At 64.2% G+C, this 23066-nt stretch carries 29 protein-coding genes, 3 tRNA genes and 1 other RNA gene; 22 read left to right on the forward strand and 11 right to left on the reverse strand.

Features of this window, described 5'->3' with window-relative positions:
• Positions 1-21: 21 nt before the first annotated feature.
• Genes mutS through rpsU form a run of 10 tightly spaced genes read right to left on the reverse strand, consistent with a single transcriptional unit; the run spans position 22 to position 8579 of the window.
• A complete protein-coding gene (gene mutS / locus AB1451_13130) occupies positions 22-2583 on the reverse strand; it encodes a DNA mismatch repair protein MutS (protein MEW6683844.1) in 2562 nt (853 codons plus the stop codon).
• A gap of 3 nt (positions 2584-2586) precedes the next feature.
• Positions 2587-2919 carry a LapA family protein gene (locus AB1451_13135; GenBank protein MEW6683845.1) on the reverse strand — a complete coding sequence of 111 codons (333 nt, stop codon included), beginning with the start codon at positions 2917-2919 and terminating at the stop codon, positions 2587-2589.
• A complete protein-coding gene (locus AB1451_13140) occupies positions 2916-3404 on the reverse strand; it encodes an HIT domain-containing protein (protein ID MEW6683846.1) in 489 nt (162 codons plus the stop codon). The genes AB1451_13135 and AB1451_13140 overlap by 4 nt, the downstream gene beginning before the upstream one ends.
• Positions 3405-3418: 14 nt before the next feature.
• Positions 3419-4144 (reverse strand): uracil-DNA glycosylase, encoded by a 726-nt coding sequence (locus AB1451_13145; GenBank protein MEW6683847.1) that lies wholly within the window; start codon positions 4142-4144, stop codon positions 3419-3421.
• Positions 4134-4631 carry a tRNA (adenosine(37)-N6)-threonylcarbamoyltransferase complex ATPase subunit type 1 TsaE gene (gene tsaE / locus AB1451_13150; protein ID MEW6683848.1) on the reverse strand — a complete coding sequence of 166 codons (498 nt, stop codon included), beginning with the start codon at positions 4629-4631 and terminating at the stop codon, positions 4134-4136. The genes AB1451_13145 and tsaE overlap by 11 nt, the downstream gene beginning before the upstream one ends.
• Before the next feature lie 2 nt (positions 4632-4633).
• Entirely contained in the window at positions 4634-5242 is a 609-nt protein-coding gene (locus AB1451_13155) for a hypothetical protein (protein MEW6683849.1), read from the reverse strand.
• Positions 5239-6849: an NAD(P)H-hydrate dehydratase gene (locus tag AB1451_13160; protein MEW6683850.1), complete on the reverse strand. Its 1611-nt coding sequence runs from the start codon at positions 6847-6849 to the stop codon at positions 5239-5241. Before AB1451_13160 ends, AB1451_13155 begins: the two co-directional genes overlap by 4 nt.
• A 2-nt stretch (positions 6850-6851) precedes the next feature.
• Positions 6852-7259 carry a holo-ACP synthase gene (gene acpS / locus AB1451_13165; GenBank protein ID MEW6683851.1) on the reverse strand — a complete coding sequence of 136 codons (408 nt, stop codon included), beginning with the start codon at positions 7257-7259 and terminating at the stop codon, positions 6852-6854.
• Between the two features lie 56 nt (positions 7260-7315).
• On the reverse strand, positions 7316-8380 hold the full coding sequence (locus AB1451_13170) for a porin (GenBank protein MEW6683852.1): 1065 nt from the start codon (positions 8378-8380) through the stop codon (positions 7316-7318).
• A 7-nt stretch (positions 8381-8387) separates the two neighbouring features.
• Positions 8388-8579: a 30S ribosomal protein S21 gene (rpsU, locus tag AB1451_13175; protein ID MEW6683853.1), complete on the reverse strand. Its 192-nt coding sequence runs from the start codon at positions 8577-8579 to the stop codon at positions 8388-8390.
• Between the two features lie 415 nt (positions 8580-8994).
• On the opposite strand from rpsU, the gene AB1451_13180 reads away from it, so the two are divergent.
• Entirely contained in the window at positions 8995-9219 is a 225-nt protein-coding gene (locus tag AB1451_13180; protein MEW6683854.1) for a type II toxin-antitoxin system HicB family antitoxin, read from the forward strand.
• The gene (locus AB1451_13185; protein ID MEW6683855.1) at positions 9216-9401 is read left to right on the forward strand and encodes a type II toxin-antitoxin system HicA family toxin; all 186 of its coding nucleotides are present in this window, start codon (positions 9216-9218) and stop codon (positions 9399-9401) included. The genes AB1451_13180 and AB1451_13185 overlap by 4 nt, the downstream gene beginning before the upstream one ends.
• On the opposite strand, the gene AB1451_13190 is transcribed toward AB1451_13185, so the two are convergent.
• Positions 9398-10606, reverse strand: coding sequence for an MFS transporter (locus tag AB1451_13190; protein ID MEW6683856.1), 1209 nt, complete (start codon positions 10604-10606; stop codon positions 9398-9400). The genes AB1451_13185 and AB1451_13190 overlap by 4 nt on opposite strands.
• 116 nt (positions 10607-10722) lie before the next feature.
• Between AB1451_13190 and tadA the strand changes: the two genes are divergently transcribed.
• The 20 genes from tadA (at position 10723) to AB1451_13290 (ending at position 23059) form a co-directional block, all read left to right on the forward strand.
• The gene (tadA, locus tag AB1451_13195; protein ID MEW6683857.1) at positions 10723-11229 is read left to right on the forward strand and encodes a tRNA adenosine(34) deaminase TadA; all 507 of its coding nucleotides are present in this window, start codon (positions 10723-10725) and stop codon (positions 11227-11229) included.
• Positions 11196-11284, forward strand: a tRNA-Ser gene (locus tag AB1451_13200). The genes tadA and AB1451_13200 overlap by 34 nt, the downstream gene beginning before the upstream one ends.
• A gap of 130 nt (positions 11285-11414) precedes the next feature.
• Positions 11415-11506 (forward strand) — tRNA-Ser (locus AB1451_13205).
• 61 nt (positions 11507-11567) lie between these two features.
• Positions 11568-11667, forward strand: an RNA gene (gene ffs, locus AB1451_13210) — signal recognition particle sRNA small type.
• Between the two features lie 70 nt (positions 11668-11737).
• Complete coding sequence (gene dnaX, locus AB1451_13215) at positions 11738-13492, forward strand: DNA polymerase III subunit gamma/tau (GenBank protein MEW6683858.1); 1755 nt, start codon at positions 11738-11740, stop codon at positions 13490-13492.
• A 15-nt stretch (positions 13493-13507) separates the two neighbouring features.
• On the forward strand, positions 13508-13837 hold the full coding sequence (locus AB1451_13220) for a YbaB/EbfC family nucleoid-associated protein (GenBank protein MEW6683859.1): 330 nt from the start codon (positions 13508-13510) through the stop codon (positions 13835-13837).
• A 130-nt stretch (positions 13838-13967) separates the two neighbouring features.
• A complete protein-coding gene (gene recR / locus AB1451_13225; GenBank protein ID MEW6683860.1) occupies positions 13968-14561 on the forward strand; it encodes a recombination mediator RecR in 594 nt (197 codons plus the stop codon).
• 295 nt (positions 14562-14856) lie between these two features.
• On the forward strand, positions 14857-16059 hold the full coding sequence (locus AB1451_13230; GenBank protein MEW6683861.1) for a transketolase C-terminal domain-containing protein: 1203 nt from the start codon (positions 14857-14859) through the stop codon (positions 16057-16059).
• Positions 16052-16948, forward strand: a complete 897-nt coding sequence (locus AB1451_13235) for a thiamine pyrophosphate-dependent enzyme (protein MEW6683862.1) — start codon at positions 16052-16054, stop codon at positions 16946-16948. The genes AB1451_13230 and AB1451_13235 overlap by 8 nt, the downstream gene beginning before the upstream one ends.
• Positions 16949-16957: 9 nt before the next feature.
• A complete protein-coding gene (locus tag AB1451_13240) occupies positions 16958-17638 on the forward strand; it encodes a 2-oxoacid:acceptor oxidoreductase family protein (GenBank protein MEW6683863.1) in 681 nt (226 codons plus the stop codon).
• A gap of 24 nt (positions 17639-17662) precedes the next feature.
• A complete protein-coding gene (locus AB1451_13245) occupies positions 17663-17947 on the forward strand; it encodes a pyruvate ferredoxin oxidoreductase (protein MEW6683864.1) in 285 nt (94 codons plus the stop codon).
• Between the two features lie 72 nt (positions 17948-18019).
• The gene (locus AB1451_13250; GenBank protein MEW6683865.1) at positions 18020-18283 is read left to right on the forward strand and encodes a hypothetical protein; all 264 of its coding nucleotides are present in this window, start codon (positions 18020-18022) and stop codon (positions 18281-18283) included.
• Positions 18284-18381: 98 nt separating this feature from the next.
• Entirely contained in the window at positions 18382-18876 is a 495-nt protein-coding gene (locus tag AB1451_13255) for a roadblock/LC7 domain-containing protein (GenBank protein ID MEW6683866.1), read from the forward strand.
• Between the two features lie 15 nt (positions 18877-18891).
• Positions 18892-19479 carry a GTPase domain-containing protein gene (locus AB1451_13260; protein ID MEW6683867.1) on the forward strand — a complete coding sequence of 196 codons (588 nt, stop codon included), beginning with the start codon at positions 18892-18894 and terminating at the stop codon, positions 19477-19479.
• A gap of 78 nt (positions 19480-19557) precedes the next feature.
• Positions 19558-19633 (forward strand) — tRNA-Asn (locus AB1451_13265).
• Positions 19634-19637: 4 nt separating this feature from the next.
• On the forward strand, positions 19638-19973 hold the full coding sequence (locus AB1451_13270) for a GIY-YIG nuclease family protein (protein ID MEW6683868.1): 336 nt from the start codon (positions 19638-19640) through the stop codon (positions 19971-19973).
• A 196-nt stretch (positions 19974-20169) separates the two neighbouring features.
• Positions 20170-20649, forward strand: a complete 480-nt coding sequence (locus AB1451_13275) for a universal stress protein (protein ID MEW6683869.1) — start codon at positions 20170-20172, stop codon at positions 20647-20649.
• Positions 20650-20721: 72 nt separating this feature from the next.
• On the forward strand, positions 20722-21621 hold the full coding sequence (locus AB1451_13280) for a S1/P1 nuclease (protein MEW6683870.1): 900 nt from the start codon (positions 20722-20724) through the stop codon (positions 21619-21621).
• A 100-nt stretch (positions 21622-21721) separates the two neighbouring features.
• Positions 21722-22354 carry a transcriptional repressor LexA gene (lexA, locus tag AB1451_13285; GenBank protein MEW6683871.1) on the forward strand — a complete coding sequence of 211 codons (633 nt, stop codon included), beginning with the start codon at positions 21722-21724 and terminating at the stop codon, positions 22352-22354.
• A 15-nt stretch (positions 22355-22369) separates the two neighbouring features.
• Positions 22370-23059 (forward strand): hypothetical protein, encoded by a 690-nt coding sequence (locus tag AB1451_13290; protein ID MEW6683872.1) that lies wholly within the window; start codon positions 22370-22372, stop codon positions 23057-23059.
• Positions 23060-23066 lie beyond the last annotated feature (7 nt).

Consider the following 23066-nt stretch of genomic DNA (forward strand, 5'->3'; position numbering starts at 1 on the left):
CCGACTTCAGACGGACGATTTTCAATCCGGCGATCCGGTCGCGCGCTTCTTCAGTCGATCCAACACGGTCAGCGCTTCCAGCGGCGTGAGATTGAGCACGTCGAGTTCGACGATCTCTTCGACCACCGGATGCGTCGGCGCGGTGAACAGGTCGGGTTGAGGGGGCGTTTCGCGCGCGGGCCCCGGTGGACGGGCCCCGCGTTGTTCTAGTTCGTGTAGGAGTTCGCGGGCCCGGCGGACCACGGCGTCGGGCAAGCCGGCCAGACGCGCCACCTGGATGCCGTAGCTGCGATCGGCGCCGCCTTCTACGATTTTCCGCATGAACACGATTTCGTCGTTCCACTCCCGGACCGCGGCTTTGTAGTTTTTCAGCCCGGGCAACGACTCCGCGAGCGCGGTCAACTCGTGGTAGTGCGTGGCGAACAGGGTCCGCGCTCCGATCCGGGTGTGCACGTCTTCCGCTACCGCCCACGCGATACTGATCCCGTCGAACGTGCTGGTCCCTCGACCGATCTCATCGAGCAGGATCAGGCTGCGGGGAGTGGCCCGCGCCAGGATCGACGCGGTTTCGCTCATCTCCACCATGAACGTGCTGCGTCCGCTCGCGATATCGTCGTGCGCGCCCACGCGCGCGAACAGACGGTCAGCGAGTCCCACGGTAGCGGCTTCCGCGGGCACGAACGACCCCATCTGCGCCATGATCACGATCAGCGCCACCTGCCGCATGTAGGTGGATTTTCCCGCCATGTTCGGGCCGGTGAGCAGGATCAGCCGGGTCGCGGCGCCGTCCATTTCGGCGTCGTTGGGCACAAATCGTTGCGCGGGCAGCAGGCGTTCGACCACCGGGTGCCGCCCGGCTCGAATGTTCAGCACGGGTTCGTCCACGACCACGGGCCGGACCCATCGGTGGCGATGCGCTCCCTCCGCGAGTGCCGCGGTCACGTCGATCTCGGCGATCCGAAGCGCGTGAGTCCGGAGCCGGGTGGTGTGTCTCACCACGGCCCCGCGCAGGTCATCGAATAGCTGGGCTTCGAGCGCCCGGATTTTTTCGTCCGCAGTCATGACTTTGGATTCGATCTCGGCCAGTTCGGGCGTGACGTAGCGCTCCGCGTTCACCAGGGTTTGACGGCGCTGGTAGTCGGCCGGGACCCGGCCGGCATTGGCCTTGGTGACTTCGATGTAATACCCGAACACCTGATTGTGTCTGATCTTCAGCGAGTCGATGCCGGTACGGGCGCGTTCGCGCGCTTCGAGTTCGGCGAGCCCTCCCGCGCCGTTTCGGCGCAGCGCGCGGAGCGCATCCAACTCGGCGTGGTACCCGTCGCGGATGACGCCGCCGTCGCGCACGGTGGGAGGCGGAGACGGCGCGACGGCCGCGGCCAGTTGATCGGTCACGGATCCAAAGTCTTCCCATCGATCGGCCAATGCCGACAGGCCGGGGTCCGGACTCGCGGTCAACGCTTTGGCCGCCAAGGACGCGGCTTCGAGCGACCGGCCGAGCTGGGCCAAATCCCTGGGCGAGCAGGAGCCGATTGCGGCCCGCGCGAGCGCGCGGTCGATGTCTCCGATCTCGCGGAGATGAGTGCGAACCGCGGCGCGCGTCGAGGGATCGGCGACGAACGCCGCCACCGCATCCAGGCGGCTGTTGATGACGGCGCGGGAGCACAGGGGGCGCACGAGCCGCTCGCGAAGCAGCCGCGAGCCCATTGGGGTCAGCGTCTCGTCGAGCGTCTTGAGCAGCGAGCCGTTGGCGGACCCGTCTGCGCCGCGGATCAGTTCGAGGGTCCGCTGGGCCGCTTCGTCGATGTCGAGAAAGTCTCCGAACGCCGCGCGGGTGGGCGGGGACAACGCGGCGGTCCGGCCCTTGAGCGCGTGCCGCACGTAGCGGAGCAGCGCACCCGCCGCGCGGCGTTCGATGGGGCGAAGCGACTCCCACGCTTCGGAGGAAGAAAATTGTTCGCGCAGCGCCTGCTCGGCGTGATGGAGGTCGAACGCCTCGGGTCCACACGCCTGGTAGACCGCGTCGTGTCGCGGGGGCCACGTCCATCCGGGCCCCACCAGCACTTCCCGCGGATCGGTGCGCGCCAGTTCGTCGGCGAGCAGCGCCGCGCATTCGCTCCCGCGCGCGGCGATCACGTGGAAGGCCCCGGTCGAGAGATCGGCGCGCGCCAAGGACGCCTCATCCCCGTCTTGGATCACCGCGGCCAAATACGCGTGGTCGGCTCCCGACAACAACGCGTCGTCCAGCACCGTGCCGGGGGTGAGCACGCGCACCACGTCGCGACGCACCAACGCGCCGGGCGTGGGTTCCTCCATCTGCTCGGCCAGCGCCACGGTCCTGCCCGCGGCGAGCAGTTTGGCGACGTAGCCGGGCGCGGCGTGATACGGCACGCCGCACAGCGGGACCGCATTGTCCTTATTTTTGTCGCGGGTGGTCAGGGCGATCTGCAGGATCGGCGCGGCGACGGCCGCGTCGTCTCCGAACAGCTCGTAGAAGTCGCCCACGCGAAACAACAGCAGCGCGCCGGGGTGCTCGGCTTTGAGCGCCTCGTACTGGCGCATCAACGGGGTCAAATCGGCCATGGACTATGAGCCCGTCCAAATGTCCGGAGGGGGTATATTCCCTGTTGAAGGGGCGCTTCCTGGCTGGGGGGGCGCCGCGACCACTTGCGCTTCCAGAGACTCGATCTGTTTTCGCTGACGCCGCGCCAGGAGTGATGCGTGTACCCATGCCGGCACCAGCCACAAGGCCGTGATGACCGCGCCCGCCGTGAAGCACACGAGGATGAGGAGTCCAAGCGAGAACGGAGGCGTCCGGAACCCGAAGAGCATTTGCAGCATCACCAGGTCGGCGCGGTTTTCGCTGGCCACCACCAGCACCGCGGCCGTCAGGACCACGATCAGCCCCCAACGGATCACGGTCGTTTCCCTTGGAAATAGGGGAGCAACCGGTCATATGTGGCGACCAGGTGTTCCGGGATCACGCGGACTTCCGCAAACAGCGTCATGTAGTTCGTATCGCCGCTCCAGCGCGGCACGATGTGAAAGTGCAGGTGGGTCTCGATACCGGCGCCCGCCGCCCTTCCGAGGTTCAATCCCACGTTGAATCCTTCCGGGGAGAGCGCGGCGCGCAGGCGTTCCAAGGCGCGACCGAGCGTGGCGGTGAGGTCGAGCGCCGCCGCGTCATCCAGCGCGAACAGGCGATCGACGTGCGCGTACGGCGAAACCATCAGGTGGCCGTTCGAGTACGGGTAGAGGTTCATCATCACAAAGCTGTGTGCGGTGCGCTCGAGGATGAAGTTCTCCCGGTCTTGTGACGCCGAAGGTTTTGCGCACAGGATGCACGGCCCGGACTTGTCGCTCGTGATGTACTCCATTCGCCACGGGGCCCAGAGCGGTCGCACCGGCGAGACCTCCTCTAACGGCGTCCGGGTGCGGACGAGGGAAGGCCGAGCTGCGCCATGACCAACCTGACGTCCGCCCACACCGTCTTCTTGTCCCCGGGGTTGCGCAACAGGTAGGCGGGATGGAAGGTCGGCATCAGCGGGATCCCCTGGTAGGCGTGCCACCGACCGCGCAGGCGCGAAATGGGTTCTTTGGTCCTCAGCAGCGTCTGTGAGGCGAACGTGCCGAGCGCGCAGATGACCCTGGGACGGATGATGTCCAATTGCGCGATCAGAAACGGCTCGCACGACGCGATCTCGTCGGGCTGAGGGTTGCGGTTGCCGGGAGGGCGGCACTTGATGATATTGGCGATGTACACGTTGTCTCGCCGCAACCCCATCGCTTCGATGATCTTGGTCAAGAGTTGACCGGCCGCGCCGACGAACGGGATGCCTTGGGCGTCTTCCTCCGCTCCCGGGGCCTCCCCCACGAAGACCAGTTCGGCCCGGGGGTTGCCGACGCCGAACACGAGGTGCGTCCGGCCCGGCGCCAGCTTGCACCGACGGCAATCGCCGATCGTCTCGCGGCGCAGCCGCTCCAAATCCACAGCGGGATCACGTTCCACACCGGGAGCGGCGCTTCGCGACGGCGCAGGGACGTCCCGCACGCCCACCTCGCGCGCGTACGCGAGGTGGAGCTTCGCCTGGCGCACGATGTCGCCGAAGGGCCGGGAGTCTCGAACGGGATGGTCAGCCGCCATGAACGGCGCGAACCGCGGCGAGCGCGCGTTCGTGGCGCGGGCCCCGAGCGGTCCACGAAAGGATCCGGTCCCCAGCGCCCTGGGCCGCGGTGAACACGATGTCCAGCCGGTCGGCGGGCAAGGCATCCGGCAGGCGATCGGCCCACTCGATGGCAATCACGGCCTGCTCGGGCGCGTCCAGGACGCCGAGCCAATCGATCTCGTCGGCGTCGTGCAGTCGGTAAAAGTCCAAATGGAGCAACGCGAACCGCCCGACGTGATCGTGTCGGATGGCGAAGGTCGGGCTGGACACGCGCCGCGGCTCCACGCCCAATCCCTCGGCGAGCCCCTGCACGAAACGCGTCTTGCCGGCGCCGAGTTCGCCGATCAACGCCAGCACTTCACCTCCGGTCGCACGGGTGCCCAACGTCCGGCCCAACTCCCGCGTGTCGTCCTCCGAGGCCGACACGCAGCGCCACGCGGTGCCCGGTCCCATCACAGCCGCCATAGTCACGCGGGGGCTTCCATCTCCGCCGCGATCTTCCCGAGCGCGCGGAAGTGTTTGAGGGCCGCGTCCGGATCGGTATCCGAGAGGTTCTCGAACGGCTTGCCCGCGACCAGCAGATCCGGGCCGAACACGAGGCTGGGAAACGTGTCCAGGCCGTCCAGATGCTCGCGCAGGTTGCCTTGCGTGAACAGGCGGTTCGCGCGTTCGGGGTCGGTGGAGCGCACTTCGAACCGACCGTCAACGCCGGGAACCACGTCGCCCACCTCGCGGGAGAGCTTGGTGGGATCGTTCAGCGGCTTATAGTATTTCTGTTTGGACAGGAACAACGCGGTCGCGGCTTTGACCGACAGCGTGTAGACGAGATAGATGATGCTGGCCTTTTCCCCTTTGGCGAGATGGAACGAGACCGAGGCGTTCCGTCCGTCATAGCGACCGTCCACTCGCGGGAACGAGAAGAGCGTGGGCTGGGAAACCTGCCCGCCGATCCGTTCGGAGAGCCGACGAAAGTCGGTGACGATGCGTCGTTTCCCGACGATGGAATGGATGATCATGGCCGCGCCGAGCGCGGCAAGCAAGATCGCGAACGCGAGGGTGATTCCGAAAAGAGTCATTCGTCACTCCTGGTGCTGGATGGTGGACGTTTGAACAGCCGTTGCCCCGAGGTCGCCGGCGGCGGAACCAGATGATTCAGAACGGACGGAATACGGTCGATCAAATCTCCGGCCATCATGCCGCGCTCTCCGCGCTCCCCGGCCACCGCGTCGCCGGCCGCCCCGTGGAGATACACCCCGAGCCGCGCGGCATCCGCCGGCGCCAGGCCCTGAGCGAGCAGCGCCGCGATCATCCCGGTCAGCACGTCGCCGGTTCCGGCCGTGGCCATCCCGGAGTTGCCGGTGGGGTTGAGCGTGACGCGCCCGTCCGGACTCGCTACCACGGTTCGCGCGCCTTTGAGCACCAACACGACTTGGTGCGCCTTGGCGAATTCCATGGCCAGGTCGATCCTTCGGCGTTGCACCTCGCGCGCGCCCAGGCGGGTCAGTCGTCCCATTTCCCCGGGGTGTGGGGTCAGGACCATGGGCGCGTGCGGGCGTTTCAGGGGATCCAGATGATCGGCGAGCGCGTTGAGCCCATCGGCGTCGATGACCATCGGTATCGACAGGCGCGCCACCAACTCGCGGATCGTGGCTTGCGTCTCGGGATGGGTGGAAAGCCCCGGTCCGATCGCAGCGACCGTGGCATTCTTCGGCGCGGTGAGCAAGAGGTCGAGGCTGCGCGCCGAGAGCGCGTGTTCCGGGGTCTCGGGCAGAGGAAGGGTCATGATTTCCGCGGGCTTCTCCTCCCCGGAGCGCAGGACGCTTTCCGGGCAGGCGAGCGTGGTCAACCCCGCGCCGGTGCGCAGCGCGGCTCGGGACGTGAGAATCGCGGCGCCGCTCTTGCCGACCGACCCCGCCACCACCAGGACGTGACCGAACGTGCCCTTGTGCCCCTCGCGCGGGCGGGTGGGAACCACGGCCGCGGCGTCTTCTTTGGTGAAGACCGACAGCGGGAGTGCGGCGCGTTCGATGGCTCGGCGCGGGATGCCGATGTCCACCACCCGCAGCTCGCCGGTGTGATCGGATCCTGGCGGCAAGAAATGCCCGCGCTTGGGCAGAGCGAACGTCACGGTGAGCGCAGCGCGCACCGCGGTGCCGAGCGGTTCCCCGGTGTCGGCGCTGATTCCGGAGGGGATGTCCACCGCGGTCACGGGTTTGCCGGACGAGTTGAGATCCGCGATCAGGTCGGCGGCGAGACCGGTGATGGGCGCGGACAGCCCGGTCCCGACTAGGGCGTCGATGATCAGGTCGGCCTCCTGCAACGCGGCGCGAAACCGGTCCCGATCGTATCCCGAGGGATCGAACATGAGTCCGCCGATTGCGCGGACGATCTGGCTCTGGACTCGTGCTTCACCGCGACTGGCGTCAAAAGGAAAGGTCAAGAACACGCGGACGTGCGCCCCGCGTTGGATGAGATGCCTGGCCGCGACCAGGCCGTCGCCCCCGTTGTGGCCCTTGCCGGCCAGCACCACGACCGAGCGCCCCGCCGGGTCCCCAAAGCGCCGCTCCAGCTCGCGCACGACCCCCATGCCGGCTTGCTCCATGAGGATCGTGACCGGGATGCCGTACGTGCTCTGGGCGTCGGCGTCGAGCCGGCGCATTTCCTCTGCGGTGACGATATGCATGTTCAGGCGTGTTCCGCCGCCGGTGAGCTGCGACTCAAGATCACGTGGGCCGCGGCATAATCGCCGTCGTGGGTCAGGCTGACCAATGCATTGTCCGCGCCCAGAGACGCCATGCGCGCCGCGGCGCGGCCTGACACGCGCAACTGGGGCTGGCCCGAGGGCGCGTTCACGATCTCCACCTCGCGCCAGGACGCGCCGACCCACCCGAGGCCCAGGGCTTTCATCGCGGCTTCTTTGGCCGCGAACCGCGCCGCCACGTGCGGCGCGGGATCGCGGCGAGCGCGGCAGTAGGCCGTCTCCTGCGGACTGAGCACGCGCTGGAAGAAACGATCCGCCCACCGTCCGAGGATGCCCCGCACCCGAGAAATGCGAACCAGATCAATGCCGACGCCGATGACCGCTGAGTTCATCGGCGAGGATTATGGCAGCGTAACGACGATCAAATCAAGTTAACCGTAAATGCGGATCAGAACGTAACTTGAAGTTGTGCCACCGCCAGATTGTCTACGCCGGGGTGGGCGTCGTCGGAGCGAAATTCGTAGTTTGCGGACAGCGCGGTGTGGTCGGCGAGGGCGTAGGTCACACCAAGAGTGGTGCGGGTGATGGCGTCAGAGGCTGCGGATCGGTCGGGGTCCCAGCGCTCGACGCGGGCGGCGGGGGTCCAGCGGTCCGCGATCGTATATGCGGCGAGAAGGTACCAGCCGCGGTGACCGATCGAGCCGTCGTCGCCGGAGATCAGCTCGCCGCGGATGAGCAGGGCTTTGAGCGGGTTAGGGTTGAACTCAATGTCCCACCCGGCGCGGTTGCGCGTCTGATCAACCAGCGAAACGTCCTGCTGCTTGCCGCGGTACCACGACGCACCGAGTTGAAACCCGGCCAGGCGCAAACCGATACGGCCCACGACATCCTTTGCGCTGTTCGTGTCGTCCTCGTTCAGTCCGTTGCCGTTGATGACAGCGAGGGCATACGCCAGGTTGAGCGGTCCGCTGATCGGTTCGCCGTAGAGTTCGACGCCCTGGTCCCACTCCTGGAGGAAGCCGGGGATTTCGTCGGGCTGCTCGCTGAGGAACGTGGCCACCATCCGGTTCACAAAGGGCAAGGCGTAGGACGGGAGTTGCGTCTCGATCCCGAACGGGATGCGGAACTGCCCGACGCGCAGAGTGAACATGGGCGTTGAGCCGAGGTCGATCAGCGCGTCCCGAATGATCGGTGATGACTCAGCCGCCAGGTCGGCGACCACCAGATAGCGGACCATCGGGGCGACGCGGCCCGAAGCTGATAACTCGGCGCGCCGAAGCAGCGCCCCGCTGGATCCGGTGGCGGTTCCCGAGCCGATGGGTGTTCCGTCCATGAGCTGGGTGCCTTCGTCGCGAAAGGCCTGGATCTGAAGTGCGCGCAGATGAACTTCGATCATCCCGCTCGTGATGGGGGATGCGTTGTCGGGATAGGGAGAAAACGAGGTGGCGAGGAGTGATCCGGGGGCGCCCAGGATCAGGAGCCCGAGTAACGCGGCGGCGACCCGCCGAATCATCGGATACTTACGGGGTTTTCTTGGCTTGGAGCTTGCGGAGGCGTTTGCGCGATTCCTTTTCCTTGCGTTTACGTTTCACGCTCGGCTTTTCGTAGTACTCGCGCTTCTTCATTTCCTTGAGCAGGCCCTCTTTGATGAGTTTCTTCTTGAGGACCCGAAGGGCCTTATCGACCTGATTATCGCTGACAACGATTTTCATGACGCAGAATCACATCTCCCGCCGGTGGCTCAAAACGCCCACAACGATAACGGCGCACAGTACCGGAAGCTCCCTTGAGATGTCAAGGATTTTCTTTGGTATTTTCTTTGATACGCGCCAGTATGGGGGTGTCTAGCCCCAAAGGGTAAGTGCGATGCTGGCAAAACCGGATTGCCCGCCGAAATTGGTCGAGGACCGTGGTCTCGGTCCCACCAAGCCAGGAGACGTATTTAAACACGTCCGGGTATCAATCGTATCCGTACCCGATTGACTCCAAAGAGGAATCGGAATATATCTTGAATCTTCTGGGGCTAGAAAGATTGCGGGGTGAATTCGGGAATGGCGATCGTTGTCCCATCGCTATCAATTTCCCGGGTTTCCGTGATAAATTTCTCCGTAGATAGGGGTGATTGCGATGCAGATACGACTGACGGCTGTATTTAGAACTGTTCCGGAAGGGTATATCGGGTTTGTGGAAGAGCTGCCCGGGGCTAACACGCAGGGCGCCACCCTCGAAGAAGCACGGGCCAACTTGCAGGAAGCGGTGGCGTTAGTCTTGGAAGCCAATCGGACACTTGCTGAAGAATCCCTGCGGGGTCAAGATGTGATCCGCGAGCCGCTGTCCATCACCGCTGCGTGAAACGGCGTGACCTTATCCGCCATTTGGAAGTGCACGGTTGTGTGCTGTTGCGTGAAGGCGGTAGCCACAGCGTCTATGTGAACCGGGCCGCGCAAAAGACCTCGACGGTTCCTCGCCATCGCGAGATCAACGACTTTCTGGCACGCAAAATCTGCCGAGATCTCCAGATTCCAGAGCCTTAAACTGGCGAAGCCTGATTCTCGTTTGTGCGCTCAGGGGCGCGAAGCGCGGTCAAGAACAGGACCGAGGCGAGCAGGGCCAGGGTGGCGCCGAACGAAAATGCTGCGGCGGGACTCACCTGCTCCCAAATCAGCCCCATGAGCAGGCTTGAGGGCAGGGCGGCCACGCCCACGGCGGCGTGGTACAGGCCGTAGGCGGTTCCGCGATGTTCAGCGGGGGCGAGGTCCGCGACGTAGGCCTTTTCCACGCCCTCGGTCAAGCCGAAGAACAGCCCGTAAACGGCGAACAATAGCCAGATTTGCCAGGCGGCATCCGCCATCGCAAAGCCCGCATACACCGCGGCATAGACCAGCCATCCCGCAATGATGAGTCGGGGTCTGCCGACTCGATCGGATAGCGCCCCAGCAGGTGTTGAACTGACGGCCTTGCTCAGGTGCAGGACAATCCACAGCAGCGGAATCGAGGCAGCGCCGATGCCGGCTGCGTTGGCTTTGAGCAACAAGAACGCGTCGCTGGAGTTGCCCAGGGTGAACAAGGTCACCACGCCGAGCACGGCCTTGAACCGCGGCGAGAACGGGGCAAGGCTGAGACGGATCGGTGGGTCGGCGGAGGGAGAGGCTACCGACGGTTCCTTCACGGCCGTCACCAACAGTGCGACCGCCAGGATGCCGGGAATGGCAGCCAGCGCGAAGAGGACTCGCAGATCCGTCAGCACCCAGGCCAGCAACGCCGAGGCAATGAGCGGGCCGATGATGGCGCCGGTGTGGTCCATGGCGCGGTGGAATCCGAAGGCTTTGCCCCAGGAGTCCGGTTGGGTGGAGACGGCCAGTAACGCGTCGCGCGGAGCCGTGCGCACGCCTTTGCCCACGCGGTCGGTAAAGCGAATCACCAACACGTGCCAGCCCGCGCCGGCGAGCGCGACCAAGGGTCGCGCGCACGCCGAAAGGGTATATCCCGCGACCACGATCGGCTTGCGTCGTCCCAGACGGTCCGACCACCATCCCGACGCGAGCTTGAGCAAGCTGGCCGTGCTCTCCGCCACGCCTTCGATCAATCCGATGAACGTGGCGCTGGTCCCGAGCGTGGTGACCAGGAACAGGGGCAGCAACGGGTAGATCATCTCGCTGCTGGCGTCGGTCAACAGACTGACCACCCCGAGCATCACCACGGTTCGCGGCAGCGAGAACATGGAGCGGGTGTCGCTCATGAGGAGGCGAGTATACGAATGCGGAGTGAGGCCGTCAAACGCCTGAAATACCGTCGATTTTCTTGACTTTGCCCAGGTGGCTGTCTAGAATGTCGTGCTTTGCGGAACCGGTTTCGATGAACGTTGAGATGACCGCGGCGGCCGTGGACGAGCAGTGGATGGGGCTCGCGCTGCAAGAAGCCAAGGCTGCGGCGCAGGAAGATGAAGCGCCGGTGGGCGCGATCGTGGTGCTGGACGGAGAAGTCGTTGCCCGCGCCCGCAACCGCCGCGAAAGCGACCGCGATCCCACCGCCCACGCGGAGTTGATCGCGTTGCGCGACGCGGCCACAACCCTCGGCCGCTGGCGTCTGTCCGGCGCGACGGTGTACGTGACCCTGGAGCCGTGCCCGATGTGCGCGGGCGCGATGATTCTGGCGCGCGTCGATCGCGTCGTGTACGGTGCGGCTGATCCCAAGGCCGGAGCGTGCGGGTCGGTCGTGGATCTGTTCGAACCAAGACGGTTCAACCATCGCCCGGAGATCATCGGCGGCGTCATGGCCGAGGCGTGCGGGCGGGTGCTCAGCGATTTTTTTGTGGGCAAGCGAGGAAAGGAGAGATGGCCGAGTCCGGTTGAAGGCGTCTGACTCGAAATCAGATGTGGGGGTAACTCCACCGGGGGTTCAAATCCCTCTCTCTCCGCCCATCCTCGCTTGCGTAGCGCAACGTAGGCCCGCAGTCCCAGGGCCGAGGCTGCGAGATCATTTGGTGTTGAGCAGTGTAGTTGGAACGCTGACTCCGATGTCACAATGGAGCACGCTCGGTAGGGTAGGGAGAGATGTCCGAGCCCGGCTGAAGGAGCACGACTGGAAATCGTGTAGGGGGCCAAAAGCTTCCTCGGGGGTTCAAATCCCCCTCTCTCCGCTGAGTGCCGTATGTTGTGTACAATGGGCGTGATGTTGCCTCGATCACTCTCGCAAAAGAAGACCGGGCCCTGTGCGACAGGAGACTTCGAACCCCGCCAGGTCCGGAAGGAAGCAACGGTAAGGAGATCCTCCTGGGTGCCGCAGACCAGCCTGGTCTTCTTTCTCTGATCGCGACGGCGGCCGGACGGCTCGATCCGAGCGTCCGGCCGCATCGCGCTGTGCCAAACCGATGACGTACCAAATTCTCTCGCGTAAGTGGCGGCCGCAAGGTTTTGCGGAAGTGGTCGGGCAGGAGCACGTGACCCGCACGCTGATCAACGCGATCACCTCGAACCGCCTCGCGCAAGCCTACTTGTTTTCCGGGCCGCGCGGCGTGGGCAAGACCACGACCGCCAGAATCCTCGCCAAGGCGCTCAACTGCTCCGCCGCCGCGCAGCCGACACCGACTCCGTGCGGGCAGTGTCCGTCGTGTCGCGACATCGCGGCCGGAGCGTCGGTCGACGTGCTCGAAATCGACGGCGCGTCCAACACCGGCGTCGACGACGTGCGCGAGCTGCGCGAGCAGGTCAAGTACGTGCCGTTTCAGGGGCGTTACAAGATCTACATCATCGATGAAGTGCACATGTTGTCCAACGCGGCGTTCAATGCGTTGCTCAAGACGCTCGAGGAACCCCCTCCGCATTTGATTTTCCTCTTCGCCACCACCGAATCCCACAAGATCCTGCCCACGATCCTGTCGCGTTGCCAGCACTTTCATTTCAAGCGGGTGGGGCGGCTGGATATGATGGCGCAACTCGGCAAGATCGCGGCTGCCGAGGGGCTGGACATCGAAGAGCGCGCGTTGGCGCTGATCGCCAAGGTATCGGAGGGCAGCGTGCGCGACGCGCTGAGCGTGGTGGACCAGGTCGTGGCGGCCAGCGGGTCCACGGTCCGAGAAGGCGATGTCGTGGCCATGCTGGGCGTGGTGGATCGCGAGGGGTTTTCGGCGTTGACGCGGGCGATCTGCGACAAAGACGCGGCGGCGGCGCTGACGGCGGCACGCGCGTTGTTCGACCACGGGCACGACGTCAAGTTGCTGTGTGCGGACCTGGTCGAGTACGTCCGTCATCTGACCGTCCTCAAGCTGGGGGGCAAGGCGGCGGAAGCGATCGATCTCCCGCGAGAGGAAGTCGACGAGTTGCGGACCGCCGCGGCGTCATTCGAGTTGGATGAGCTGGTTCGACTCTTCAGCGTGTTTTCGCAAGCCCAAGAGGACATCCGGTTTGCGATGTATCCGCCCTTCACCTTGGAAATGGCGTTGGTGAAGGCCACGCGGGTGGTGGCGTTGGAACCCATCGAACGCCTCATCGCGCGGGTCGAGGCGATCGGTTCAGGGATCGAGCCGGGGACGCCGCAGCCACCGTCGGCACGACCGCCTTCCGCGCAGCCGGTGGCCGCCGCTCCCCCACCGAAACCCACTGCTGCACCGGAACAGGCGGCGAATCAACCGATCGTGGGACCGATGCCGGACGCGGACCACCTGTGGCGCCTGGTCATGCAACGGGTCGCGGAAGAAAAGCCCCATTTGGAGTCGTACCTTCGCAGCGGTCGGCCGATCGCCGGTGGGGAGAGTGAATTGGCGGTGGAGTATGTGCAACAGGACGCCTGGGCCGCTGACTTGGCGTCTCGGGATGATAACCAGGCGTATGTCGGTCGACTCCTGAAGGAACTCGTGGGCCGTGACGTCGCGTTTCGTATCCGTCGCGCTGCGGACGCCCCGCGCGACGGCGCGCCCGGACGGCGCGCCTCCTCCGAACGCACCGACACGCGGGCGCCCATCGGCCGGACCCCTCCTGATGATCGCGGCACCGAGTCGCGCCAATCGGCGCTCTCCGAGGTGATGGCGCATCCCGTGGTCAAAGACGCGTTGACGATATTCGGCGGCGAGGTGATGGAGATCCGGGATCTGGGACGGCGCGGGGATCGACGTGAAGACGAGGCGTGACGCGGAGGCGGGACCATGTTGGGGAACAAACGAATGATGGGTGATCTCTTGCGCCAGGCTCAGGCGCTTCAAGAGCGGATGGCGAAGCTACAGGAAGAAGTCGGGCGGAAAACCGTCGAGGGGTCGGCCGGCGGGGGAATGGTCACGGTCGTGGCCAACGGCCGTCAGGAGGTGCTGTCCATCAAATTGGACCCCGAAGTGGTGAAGGCCCAGGATCAGGAGATGCTGCAAGACCTGATCGTGGCGGGTGTCAACGACGCGTTGAAGAAAGCGCAGGCGATGATGGCGGAGGAGATGAAGGGGATCACCGGGGGGTTGGGGCTCAACATTCCAGGGTTGATGTGAACAGCCATGAGCCGGTGGTTCATCCTGCGGCGTGACAATGCACCCCCCACCCTCCCCTCCCCTCCCCCTCAAGGGGGGAGGGCAAGGGAGGGGGTGGCCTTTCGCGTCTTCTGAGCACTGTGGACGGCTGATGGTCAACGGTGTCTTTCAACGGGTAGTGGATTCGTTTAAGCGGTTGCCAGGCATCGGGCAAAAAACCGCGCAGCGTCTCGGCTTCTACCTCCTGAAAATGCCCGAGGGTGAGGCCGAGGCGATCGCCCAGGCCATTCTCGATCTGAAGGCGCGGATGCGCTTTTGCCCGGTGTGCCAAAACATGACCGAGGCCGCGCTCTGTGAGCTCTGTTCCGACCCCGGACGGGACCGCACGCGGATCTTGGTGGTGGAGGAGCCCAGCACGGTCTATGCGATCGAACGCACGGGCGAGTACCACGGGCTGTATCACGTGTTGCTGGGGGCGATTTCTCCGCTGGACGGCGTCAGACCGGAAGACATCAAGGCCAAAGAACTGCTGGACCGCCTCAACGGGGGCGAGGTTCAGGAAGTGATCATGGCCACGGACCCCAACATCGAGGGCGAAGCCACGGCGCTCTACCTGACCCGTTTGATCAAGCCGTTGGGCATCAAGGTCACCCGCCTGGCCTACGGGATTCCGGTCGGGATCGACCTCGAGTTTGCCGACGATGTGACGCTCATCAAGTCGTTGGAGGGCAGGAGGGACTTCTGAAAGTGTGCGCGGGAAGACCATGCACCTTCCTGAACACGCTCCGGTGGGCCTGGAGCCCTAGGAGCACGTGGGCGGGTGGGTCTTTTTCTCGGTGCGAAGGGGCTTTTGCCGCGTTGACTTGGTTTGCGCATCCGCGGTAAGGTGATCGCGCGGTCGGGGAGCCGCGCACGAACGTTCCAAATCCCCGAATTCAATTGACAATCTCGTCGGGGCTGCACTATGATTAGGTAGTTTTTTCCCCGCTCACGAGACCACACGGCCTGGGCGCGTTGTCCATCACCATAGGGAGGGGGCCATGGAGTCACCGACACTCATCGGAACCGCTAATAAGAAGGGTCAGATCTATACGGATCCCAAACGCCTCTTCTTCGAAGCGCAACGGACCCCGGCGTTTCTCACCGGCAGTGAGGTAATCAAAGAGGCGATCCGACGCGCCAGCGTGGACGTCATGGTGGCGTACCCAATCACCCCGCAGAGCGAAGCCGCCGCGTTGATCGGCGAACTCTTCGCCGAAGGGTACGTGGGCGACTACATGCGCGGCGAGAGCGAGTTCGCCGTGATGTCGCAGTGTGCGGGTGCGGCGTTCGGGGGGGCGCGGGTTTTCACGACTACCGCGGGACCAGGTACGCTGCGCGCGTACGAGAACTTTCCGATGTGGGCCGGCGCGCGTCTTCCCATCCAGGTGATCGTGACCTGCCGTGGCATCAACTCCCCGCTGAATATTCAGCCCGATACGCTCGAGATCGGGATGATCCTGGACACCGGCATGTTGGTGTGGCACGCCGAAACCGCGCAGGATTTCTTCGACTGGATTTTGATGGGGTACATCGTGTCGGAGCAACCCGACGTGCACCTGCCTCTTGCGGTGTGTTGTGACGGGTTCTTCGTGACCCATACCAAAGACACCGTGAATCTGACGCCTGCGGACATGGCTCTGCCGCCCTACGATCCCTACCGCTCGCCGGTGCCGTGTATGGATATGGAATGTCCGCCGGTGCGCATGATGCGTGATCCGTTCGTCATGAAGTCCAACTACATCAGCTATGCCACGCACGCGTCGTGGCAGCAGGAGATCCGCGCGGCGTGCGAACGGTCGCGTAAACACATCACCTCGCTCCTGGGCGGTTTGATCGAGACCGAAAATGTGAACAACGACATCGTGATCGTGGCCTCTGGAACCGCGGTCTCGCAAGGACGGGAGGCGATCCGCCTCCTGGAAGCCGAGGGCCTGAAGGTGGGGTTGGTCAAGGTCAAGAGCCTGCGCCCGTTCCCGACCGAGGAGATCCGCCAGGCCACCAAACACGCCAAGTGGATTTTCGTGCCGGAGTTCAACGTGGTGGGCTGGCTGGCCCGCGAAGTCTCGGCCGTCATCGAGCGTAACGATCGCGTGATTGCCAAACCGCACGTGGCGGGTGGCATGACCATGCCGCCCGAAGTGATCGTGGAAGAGATCCACAAGGTGATCAAACTCGGGAAGGGGGAACTCGTCCATGGGTAAGGACAAAATCCGCATCAACGAAGAGTTCTACGACATCATGCCCGTGGAGTATCGGGACATGGTGGAAGATGCCACGTACGGCAAGGAAGACCGCGGCTGGAAGGACATCGGAGTCCACAAGGAATTGATCGAGGAGCACTCGCTCTGCGCGGGTTGCCCCGAGTCCATGGCCTTCCGATACATCCTGGCATCGCTGCCCGCTCCCGAAGATACGGTGATGGTGGGCTCCACTGGTTGCACCAGCCTGGTGTTTCCGATGGTGGCGGTGCACAATATCCACTCGCTGTTCGGCAACCAGAACGCGATCGCCACGGGCCTCAAGCGCGCGCTGACCGTGCGCTTCCCCAACAGAGTCAAGGACGTGGTGGTCCTCGCAGGCGACGGAGCGACCGTGGACATCGGATTGGACATGACGCTGCAGGCGTGGTTCCGGCAGGAGAAGTTCACTACGATCTGTTTCGACAACGAGCTGTATGCCAATACCGGCGGCCAGGAGTCGGGCTTGATGCAGAAGGGCTTCGTGGCCAAGATGGCGCCGGTGGGCAAGAAGTTCGACAAGGTGCGACTGCCGGAAATCGCGCGGGAGTCCGGATGCGCGTATGTTGTGAACATGACGGTGAGCCAACCGGGCCGGGTGGAGAAAGTCATCAAGAACGCGGTCCACATCGCACGCGAGATTGGCCCGACCTACGTCCAACTCTACACGCCGTGCATCCTGGAAATCGGCAAGCAGAGCATGGAAGGGCTCCAGGAGATGCGCGACTCGGAGAAACCCACGCAGCGGTTCGCATTTAAGGAATATATCAGTGACGAGGCCAAGGCCTACTTGGCCGACCTCGAGGCGAAACGCAAAGCCGCGGCTGCTTCGCAAGTGGCCGCCAAGAGCTGAGGAGCGACCATGGCCAAGCGGTTGAACATCCGGATTTCCGGGCTCGGCGGACAGGGCGCCGTGACGTCGGCACATCTGCTCGCCATGGCGGCCAACAAGGACGGTAAATTTGCGATCTCTAACCCCTTCTTCGGCGCGGAAAAACGAATGGCACCGGCCGAGAGTTATGCGCGGATCGGGGATGAGCGGATCTACGACCGCGGCGAGATCGTCTACCCCGAGGTCATCATGGTGTACCACCCGCAGGTGATCACCATGGGTAAGAGCTACACCATGCCGTTCTACTCCGGGATCAGGCGCAACGGGCTGATCATCATCAACTCGATCGAGCCGTTGCTGTCCGACGACGACGTCAAGACGCTCAACGATCAGAACGTCAAGGTCTTTTACATCGACGCCACCAAATTGGCGCTGGACATCGCGGGGACGGAATTGTCGACCAATATGGCGATGATCGGCGCGCTGGCCGGCATCACCAAAGTCGTGACCATGCAGGCGCTCGATCAAGCGCTGCAGGACCGGTTTGGCAAGAAATACGTCGCGTCCGGCGGAACCGCGACGCTCGACGAAGCGATCAAGAAGAAGTTTGCCAAAAAAGAGCAGTTGCTGGCCAAGAATCTTGCGACGATGACCAAGGCCTACGAACTCGGGACGGCCTGGGCGGAAGCGCACAGCGTGGTCGCAGCCTGACGAGGAACAACGGAGAACGGGTGAATGTATAACGTCGCGTTTGTCGAAGACGAGAAGTGCGTGGCCCAGAAGGGGTGCCGGTTGTGTATCATGTACTGCCCCGAGGCCGACTGCATCAAACTCGATCAGACCAAAATGAAGGCCTACGTAGTCGTGAACCGGTGCAAGGGCTGCGAATTGTGCAAGGTCGTATGCGACGCCGCGAAGCACAGCGCGATCCTGATGGCGCCCGTCAACGGCGCGACCGGCGAGATCGATCTGAGCCGCAGAGCCGGGGAAGCGGCCGCCCTCGGCCAGGCCTACCAGTAGCGAGGCAGGAGTTCCCGCGACCCCCATGGCGGTTCGTCATGGGGGTTTGTGCTTTCAGGGCAGGAGGCAGGGATGACCGAGGATTTCCAACAGGCGTTGTTGCAGGTTGCGCGCGCGATGGACGCCCTGGCCCGAGTATTTGAACACCGCATCGCCGAACTCCGGGCGCTGGGGGAGTCCGAGGAACAGATCCGGGAGGCGGTCAACGGGGTTCAAGCCGTCAAGGACAGCGGCGCCATCTATCTCACCTGGGCCAACCACTACGCCAAACGGGCGACCGGCGGCGAGTCGGAGGCCCCCGACGACCTGGCCGACGAGGAAGCGCTCGACGGCTGACATGATCCCATCAGAGAGTATTCTCCGAGTCCTCATCCGGTTTTCTTGATCAATCACTGATCGTGTGCTATACCTAGCACCGATTTTGGAGGTTTGGCATGCCCGATTCCGGCCTGGTGATGTATGAAGAGGAGTTCAAACTCATCGACGCCGAACTTGCCAAGCTTCATGAGCAGGCCAACGCCAAACTCACCTTCCTCGTCGACAAGAACGGTCAATTAATCACCAGCGTGGGCGAAACCAAAGGGGTCGACACGACCTCGCTCGCTTCGCTGACCGCCGGCAACATCGCAGCCACCGGGGGGATGGCCAAACTCTTGGGGGAGAAGGAGTTCTCCATCCTCTTCCATGAGGGTGAGCGAGACAACATTCATATTTCGGTGATCGGGCAGCGCGTGATCCTGGTCGTGATCTTCGACCAGCGGTCCTCGCTGGGGCTGGTGCGCCTCCGGGCGAAAAAGTCTTCCGATGTGTTGGTGAAGCTCTTCGAGCAGATCTTCGCGAAGGTCGAGAAGGAGCGCGGCGTCAAGCAGGTGGTGAAGTCGCCGTTCGCCGAGATCACCGAAGAGGATATCGAGAAACTGTTCGGCTGAGGAGAGTGATCGGCGATGTCCTTTATCAACTATTCGGCTCGCGAGATCAACTGCAAGATCGTTTATTACGGTCCTGGGTTGTGCGGGAAGACCACCAACCTCCTCTACATCTATAAGAAGACGAATCCCGACAGTAAGGGCAAGATGATTTCGCTGGCCACTGAAACCGAGCGGACGTTGTTCTTCGACTTCTTGCCGCTGTCCCTCGGCAGCATCCGCGGATTCAAGGTTCGTTTCCACCTGTACACCGTACCCGGTCAGGTCTTCTACGATGCCAGCCGCAAGTTGATTCTCCGCGGCGTCGACGGCGTGGTGTTTGTCGGCGATTCGCAGGTTGAGCGGATGGAAGCCAACGTCGAGAGCATCGAGAATCTTCGCAAGAACCTGCAGGAACAGGGATTCAATCCCGAGACGATTCCGTTCGTGGTGCAGTTCAATAAGCGCGATCTCCCCAATGTGGTGCCCACCGCCGAAATGGAAAAGGCGCTGAATCCCCGGAAGGTGCCGTCGTTCGAGGCCGTCGCCATGAGCGGCACCGGCGTGTTCGAGACCCTCAAAGAAATTTCCAAACAAGTGATTTTGGAACTCAAGAAACAAGGTTGAGCGAAGCTCCCCGCAGCGTGCTGCAGGGGATACACTTGCAAGGCACTTTCAGATATAATCCCCGCCACAATCCGTCTTTCCCCGGTAGCTCAGCTGGCAGAGCGGTCGGCTGTTAACCGATTGGTCGCTGGTTCGAATCCGGCCCGGGGAGCCATTCGATGCGCCCCGCCCTCTACATAGAGGGCGGGGCTTACTCATGGCTGGCCATAAGTCGCATCGAATGGTCCTACATCCTTCGGCTCAAATCCGGTGCGCTATATTCGGGCTCGACCACCTACCTGGAACAGCGACTTGCAGATCATTTCTCCGGGCGTGGGTGCCGCACGACCATCTTGGACCCACCATCGGATGTCGTCTACAAAGAGGAGTTTGGAACGTTCGTCGAAGCAAGGCGCCGGGAAGTGCAGGTCAAGTCGTGGACGCGCGCGAAGAAAGAAGCCTTAATTTCTGGCGATCTTGAGACTCTGAAGTACTTGTCGAAACGGCGGATATAAACGCCTGAGGCCCGGTACGAGGGCAAGGAGCAGGCAAGCTGGTCCAGCCTAGTTCGAGTCTCGTGCGGCGCCCACCCGAGCGACTTTTGTGCCGTTGCGCTTTTCTCCCCCTATATGGTAGCGTCTCGCCGTTGTCGATCCTTCTCCCGGTGGTCAGAGTCATGATGGCTTTCTCACCTCGGAAAGGAGCCCGCCCATGTTCGATGTCCGAACCGTCCTGGTCCCGGTTGATTTCAGCTCCTGTTCGCTCGCCGCGCTCCAACACGCGGTCTCGCTGGCTGCGCCCAGACGGGGCACCGTCCACCTCCTCCACGTCGTGGACCCGATCGCCAGCGGCCTGGGCGACGGGGCGGCCGTGGGAACCGGGGTGTTGGCGCAATTTCAGGAGCGCCTGAATCGTTTGACGACGTCGGTCCGCGCGCGTGGCGTCAAGACCGAAGTGCACGTCGCGGTGGGATCGGTCGAAGACGAGGTCCTCGGCATGGTGGACCGCTCCGGCGCGGACCTCATCGTGATGGGCACACACGGCCGGTCCGGCTGGGGCCACGTGCTGCTAGGGGGAACGACCGAGCGGGTGGTGCGCCGCGCGCCGTGCCCGGTGCTCACCGTCAAGGAGCGGCGCTCGGAACACCGGTTGGACGAAGCGACCGCCGGCTTGGAGCACGCGACCACGTGACGAGTGGGCTGCGGCCTGAGTGAAAGGCCCCACCGTCCGCTCAGTCACCGTGAAGATTTCCCGTTCGTTTTCATGAGCCGCCGGCTCACCCGCCCCAGTCTGCCATACCCTCATCCATCGGTTGTCCGTCCCGCACTCGCGCGTGTTGCGTCGCCCCGGTTCGTCCTCCAGGCAGCGCTCGCCACCGCGGTCACCCTGTTCGGTGCGCAGCCGATCTTTGCGTGGGGCGACAAGGGCCACCGCGTGGTGGCGATCGTCGCGGAGGGGCGGCTGGACCCCGCGACGCACGAGGCGGTTCGGTCCCTCATCGGACCGTCTACGCTGCGCGATGTCGCCACGTGGGCGGATGACATCCGCCGTGACCGCCCGGAGACGGCTCCGTGGCACTACGTGGACATTCCGCTCGATCGCGCCGACTATGACCCTGCCCGCGATTGTGCCCATCCCCGGAACGGCGACTGCATCGTCGGCGCGCTGGAGCGCTTCCAGCGCGTGCTGGCGGACGCTCGACGGGCTCGCGCCGAGCGGGCCGAGGCGCTTCGGTTCGTCGCGCATTTTGTCGCAGATCTGCATCAGCCGCTGCACTGCGCGGATAACCGAGACCGCGGAGGAAACGATGTGGAGGTGGTGTTCTTCGGCGAGGTCCTGAATCCATTTTCCGGGAAACCCTGGAACCTGCACGCGGTGTGGGACGCGGGACTGATCGAGCGACGGGGGCTGAGCGTGTCGGACTATGCGCGGCGGCTGACGGGCCGGATCGGTCGCGACGTGGAGTCCGAGCTCGAGCGCGGCACCGTCGTGGACTGGGTGGCGGAGTCGCATCGCGCGGCGGTGGAGACGAGTTATCGTCTCCCGCCTGACCGCGCGCTCGGTGACGAGTACGCCGCCCAAGCGCTTCCGGTGGTGGACGACATGCTGGCCAAGGCCGGGATCCGGCTCGCCAAGATCTTAAACGACGCGCTGGACCACTGACCGCTGTTGACCGCGGGGCATGTCTCGTCGCCCTGGGCCCGATCCAGGGTAGTATCAATCGGGTCTTGACTGGAGAACATCTGTTCACTATAGTAGCGCTGTGGAACGCGCGACCCGGATCCCCCTCACTAGACGGCAGGAAGCCATCCTGCGGTTTATCCAAGAGCATATCCACGCCCAGCAAGTGCCGCCCACGGTGAGGGAGATCGGGGCGCGATTTGAGATCGGACCGGCCGGGGTGTTCGGGCACCTCAAGGCCCTCGAACGCAAAGGACAGATTCGTCGAGCGGATCGCGGGTCGCGGGCGATCGAGGTCGTGTCAGGCGGTGGGCGGAGCGCGGGGGAGAGCCGGGACGGCGTGTCCGTGCCGGTGGTGGGGCGCGTGGCGGCGGGACAGCCGATCCTGGCCGAGGAGCGGATCGAGGATCATCTGTGGGTGGATGGACGCCTGGCCGGCGGCGCGGAGCTCTTTGCCCTTCGCGTCAGCGGGCAGAGCATGATCGGCGCCGGCATCCTGGATGGAGATTACGTGATTGCGCGCCAGCAGCAAGTGGCGGACGACGGCGATATCGTGGTCGCCTTGATCGGCGACGAAGCCACGGTGAAACGGTTGCGACGCCGGAAAGGTGGATGGCGATTGGATCCTGAGAATCCGGACTTCGAGCCCATTACCGTGACGGCTCCGACGATGATTCAGGGGAAAGTGGTCGCGGTGTACCGGCGCTTGGACTAGCGTGGTTGCACGGTCATGGCGTCCCTCTCCATTCGTGCTGAACTCGAATCATTGTTGCGCGCGGAGGGCTTTGCCCAGGCGCTGCCGCCGCGGACCATCCTGGAATCTCCGGCCACCGAACGGCTGTCGTTCGGGATGTCGAGGGTGGATGACCGATTGGGCGGCGGAATTCCGGTGGGGGCTCTGACCGAAGTGACGGGCGCGCCGTCGTCGGGCCGGACCAGCGTGGTCGCGGCGCTCTTGGCGCAGGTGACGAACCGCCATGCCACCGCGGCGTATATCGATGCGGTGGACGCGTTCGACCCTTGGTCCGCGGCACGAAGAGGCGTCGAGCTGTCGCGCCTGCTGTGGGTGCGATGTCGCGGTCGCATCGACATCGCGTTCAAAGCCGCGGACGCGGCGGTTCGTGGAGGCGGGGCGCGCGTCGTGGTGCTCGATCTTGCGGGGGCGTCGGGTTCTCGGCTGTGGCGCATACCCGCCGCGGCCTATATTCGTCTGCGGCGCGCGGTCGAGCACACGCCTGCCGCCCTGCTCGTGTTGGCCGATCACCCGCTCGCCGGAACCTCGGCGAGCGCCACTCTCCGCCTCTCTCGCGCGGCGGCGGTCTGGTCCGGACGCCACCCGACGTGTCGGGTGTTGCGCGATCTTCGATCTGCGCCTCCCGTGGTGGCTGGACGAAACGCGGCGTCGCGACGCGCGGGATGACGGGATT

This window comes from Nitrospirota bacterium (genome assembly GCA_040757335.1).
Classification (GTDB): Bacteria; Nitrospirota; Nitrospiria; order 2-01-FULL-66-17; family 2-01-FULL-66-17; genus JBFLXB01.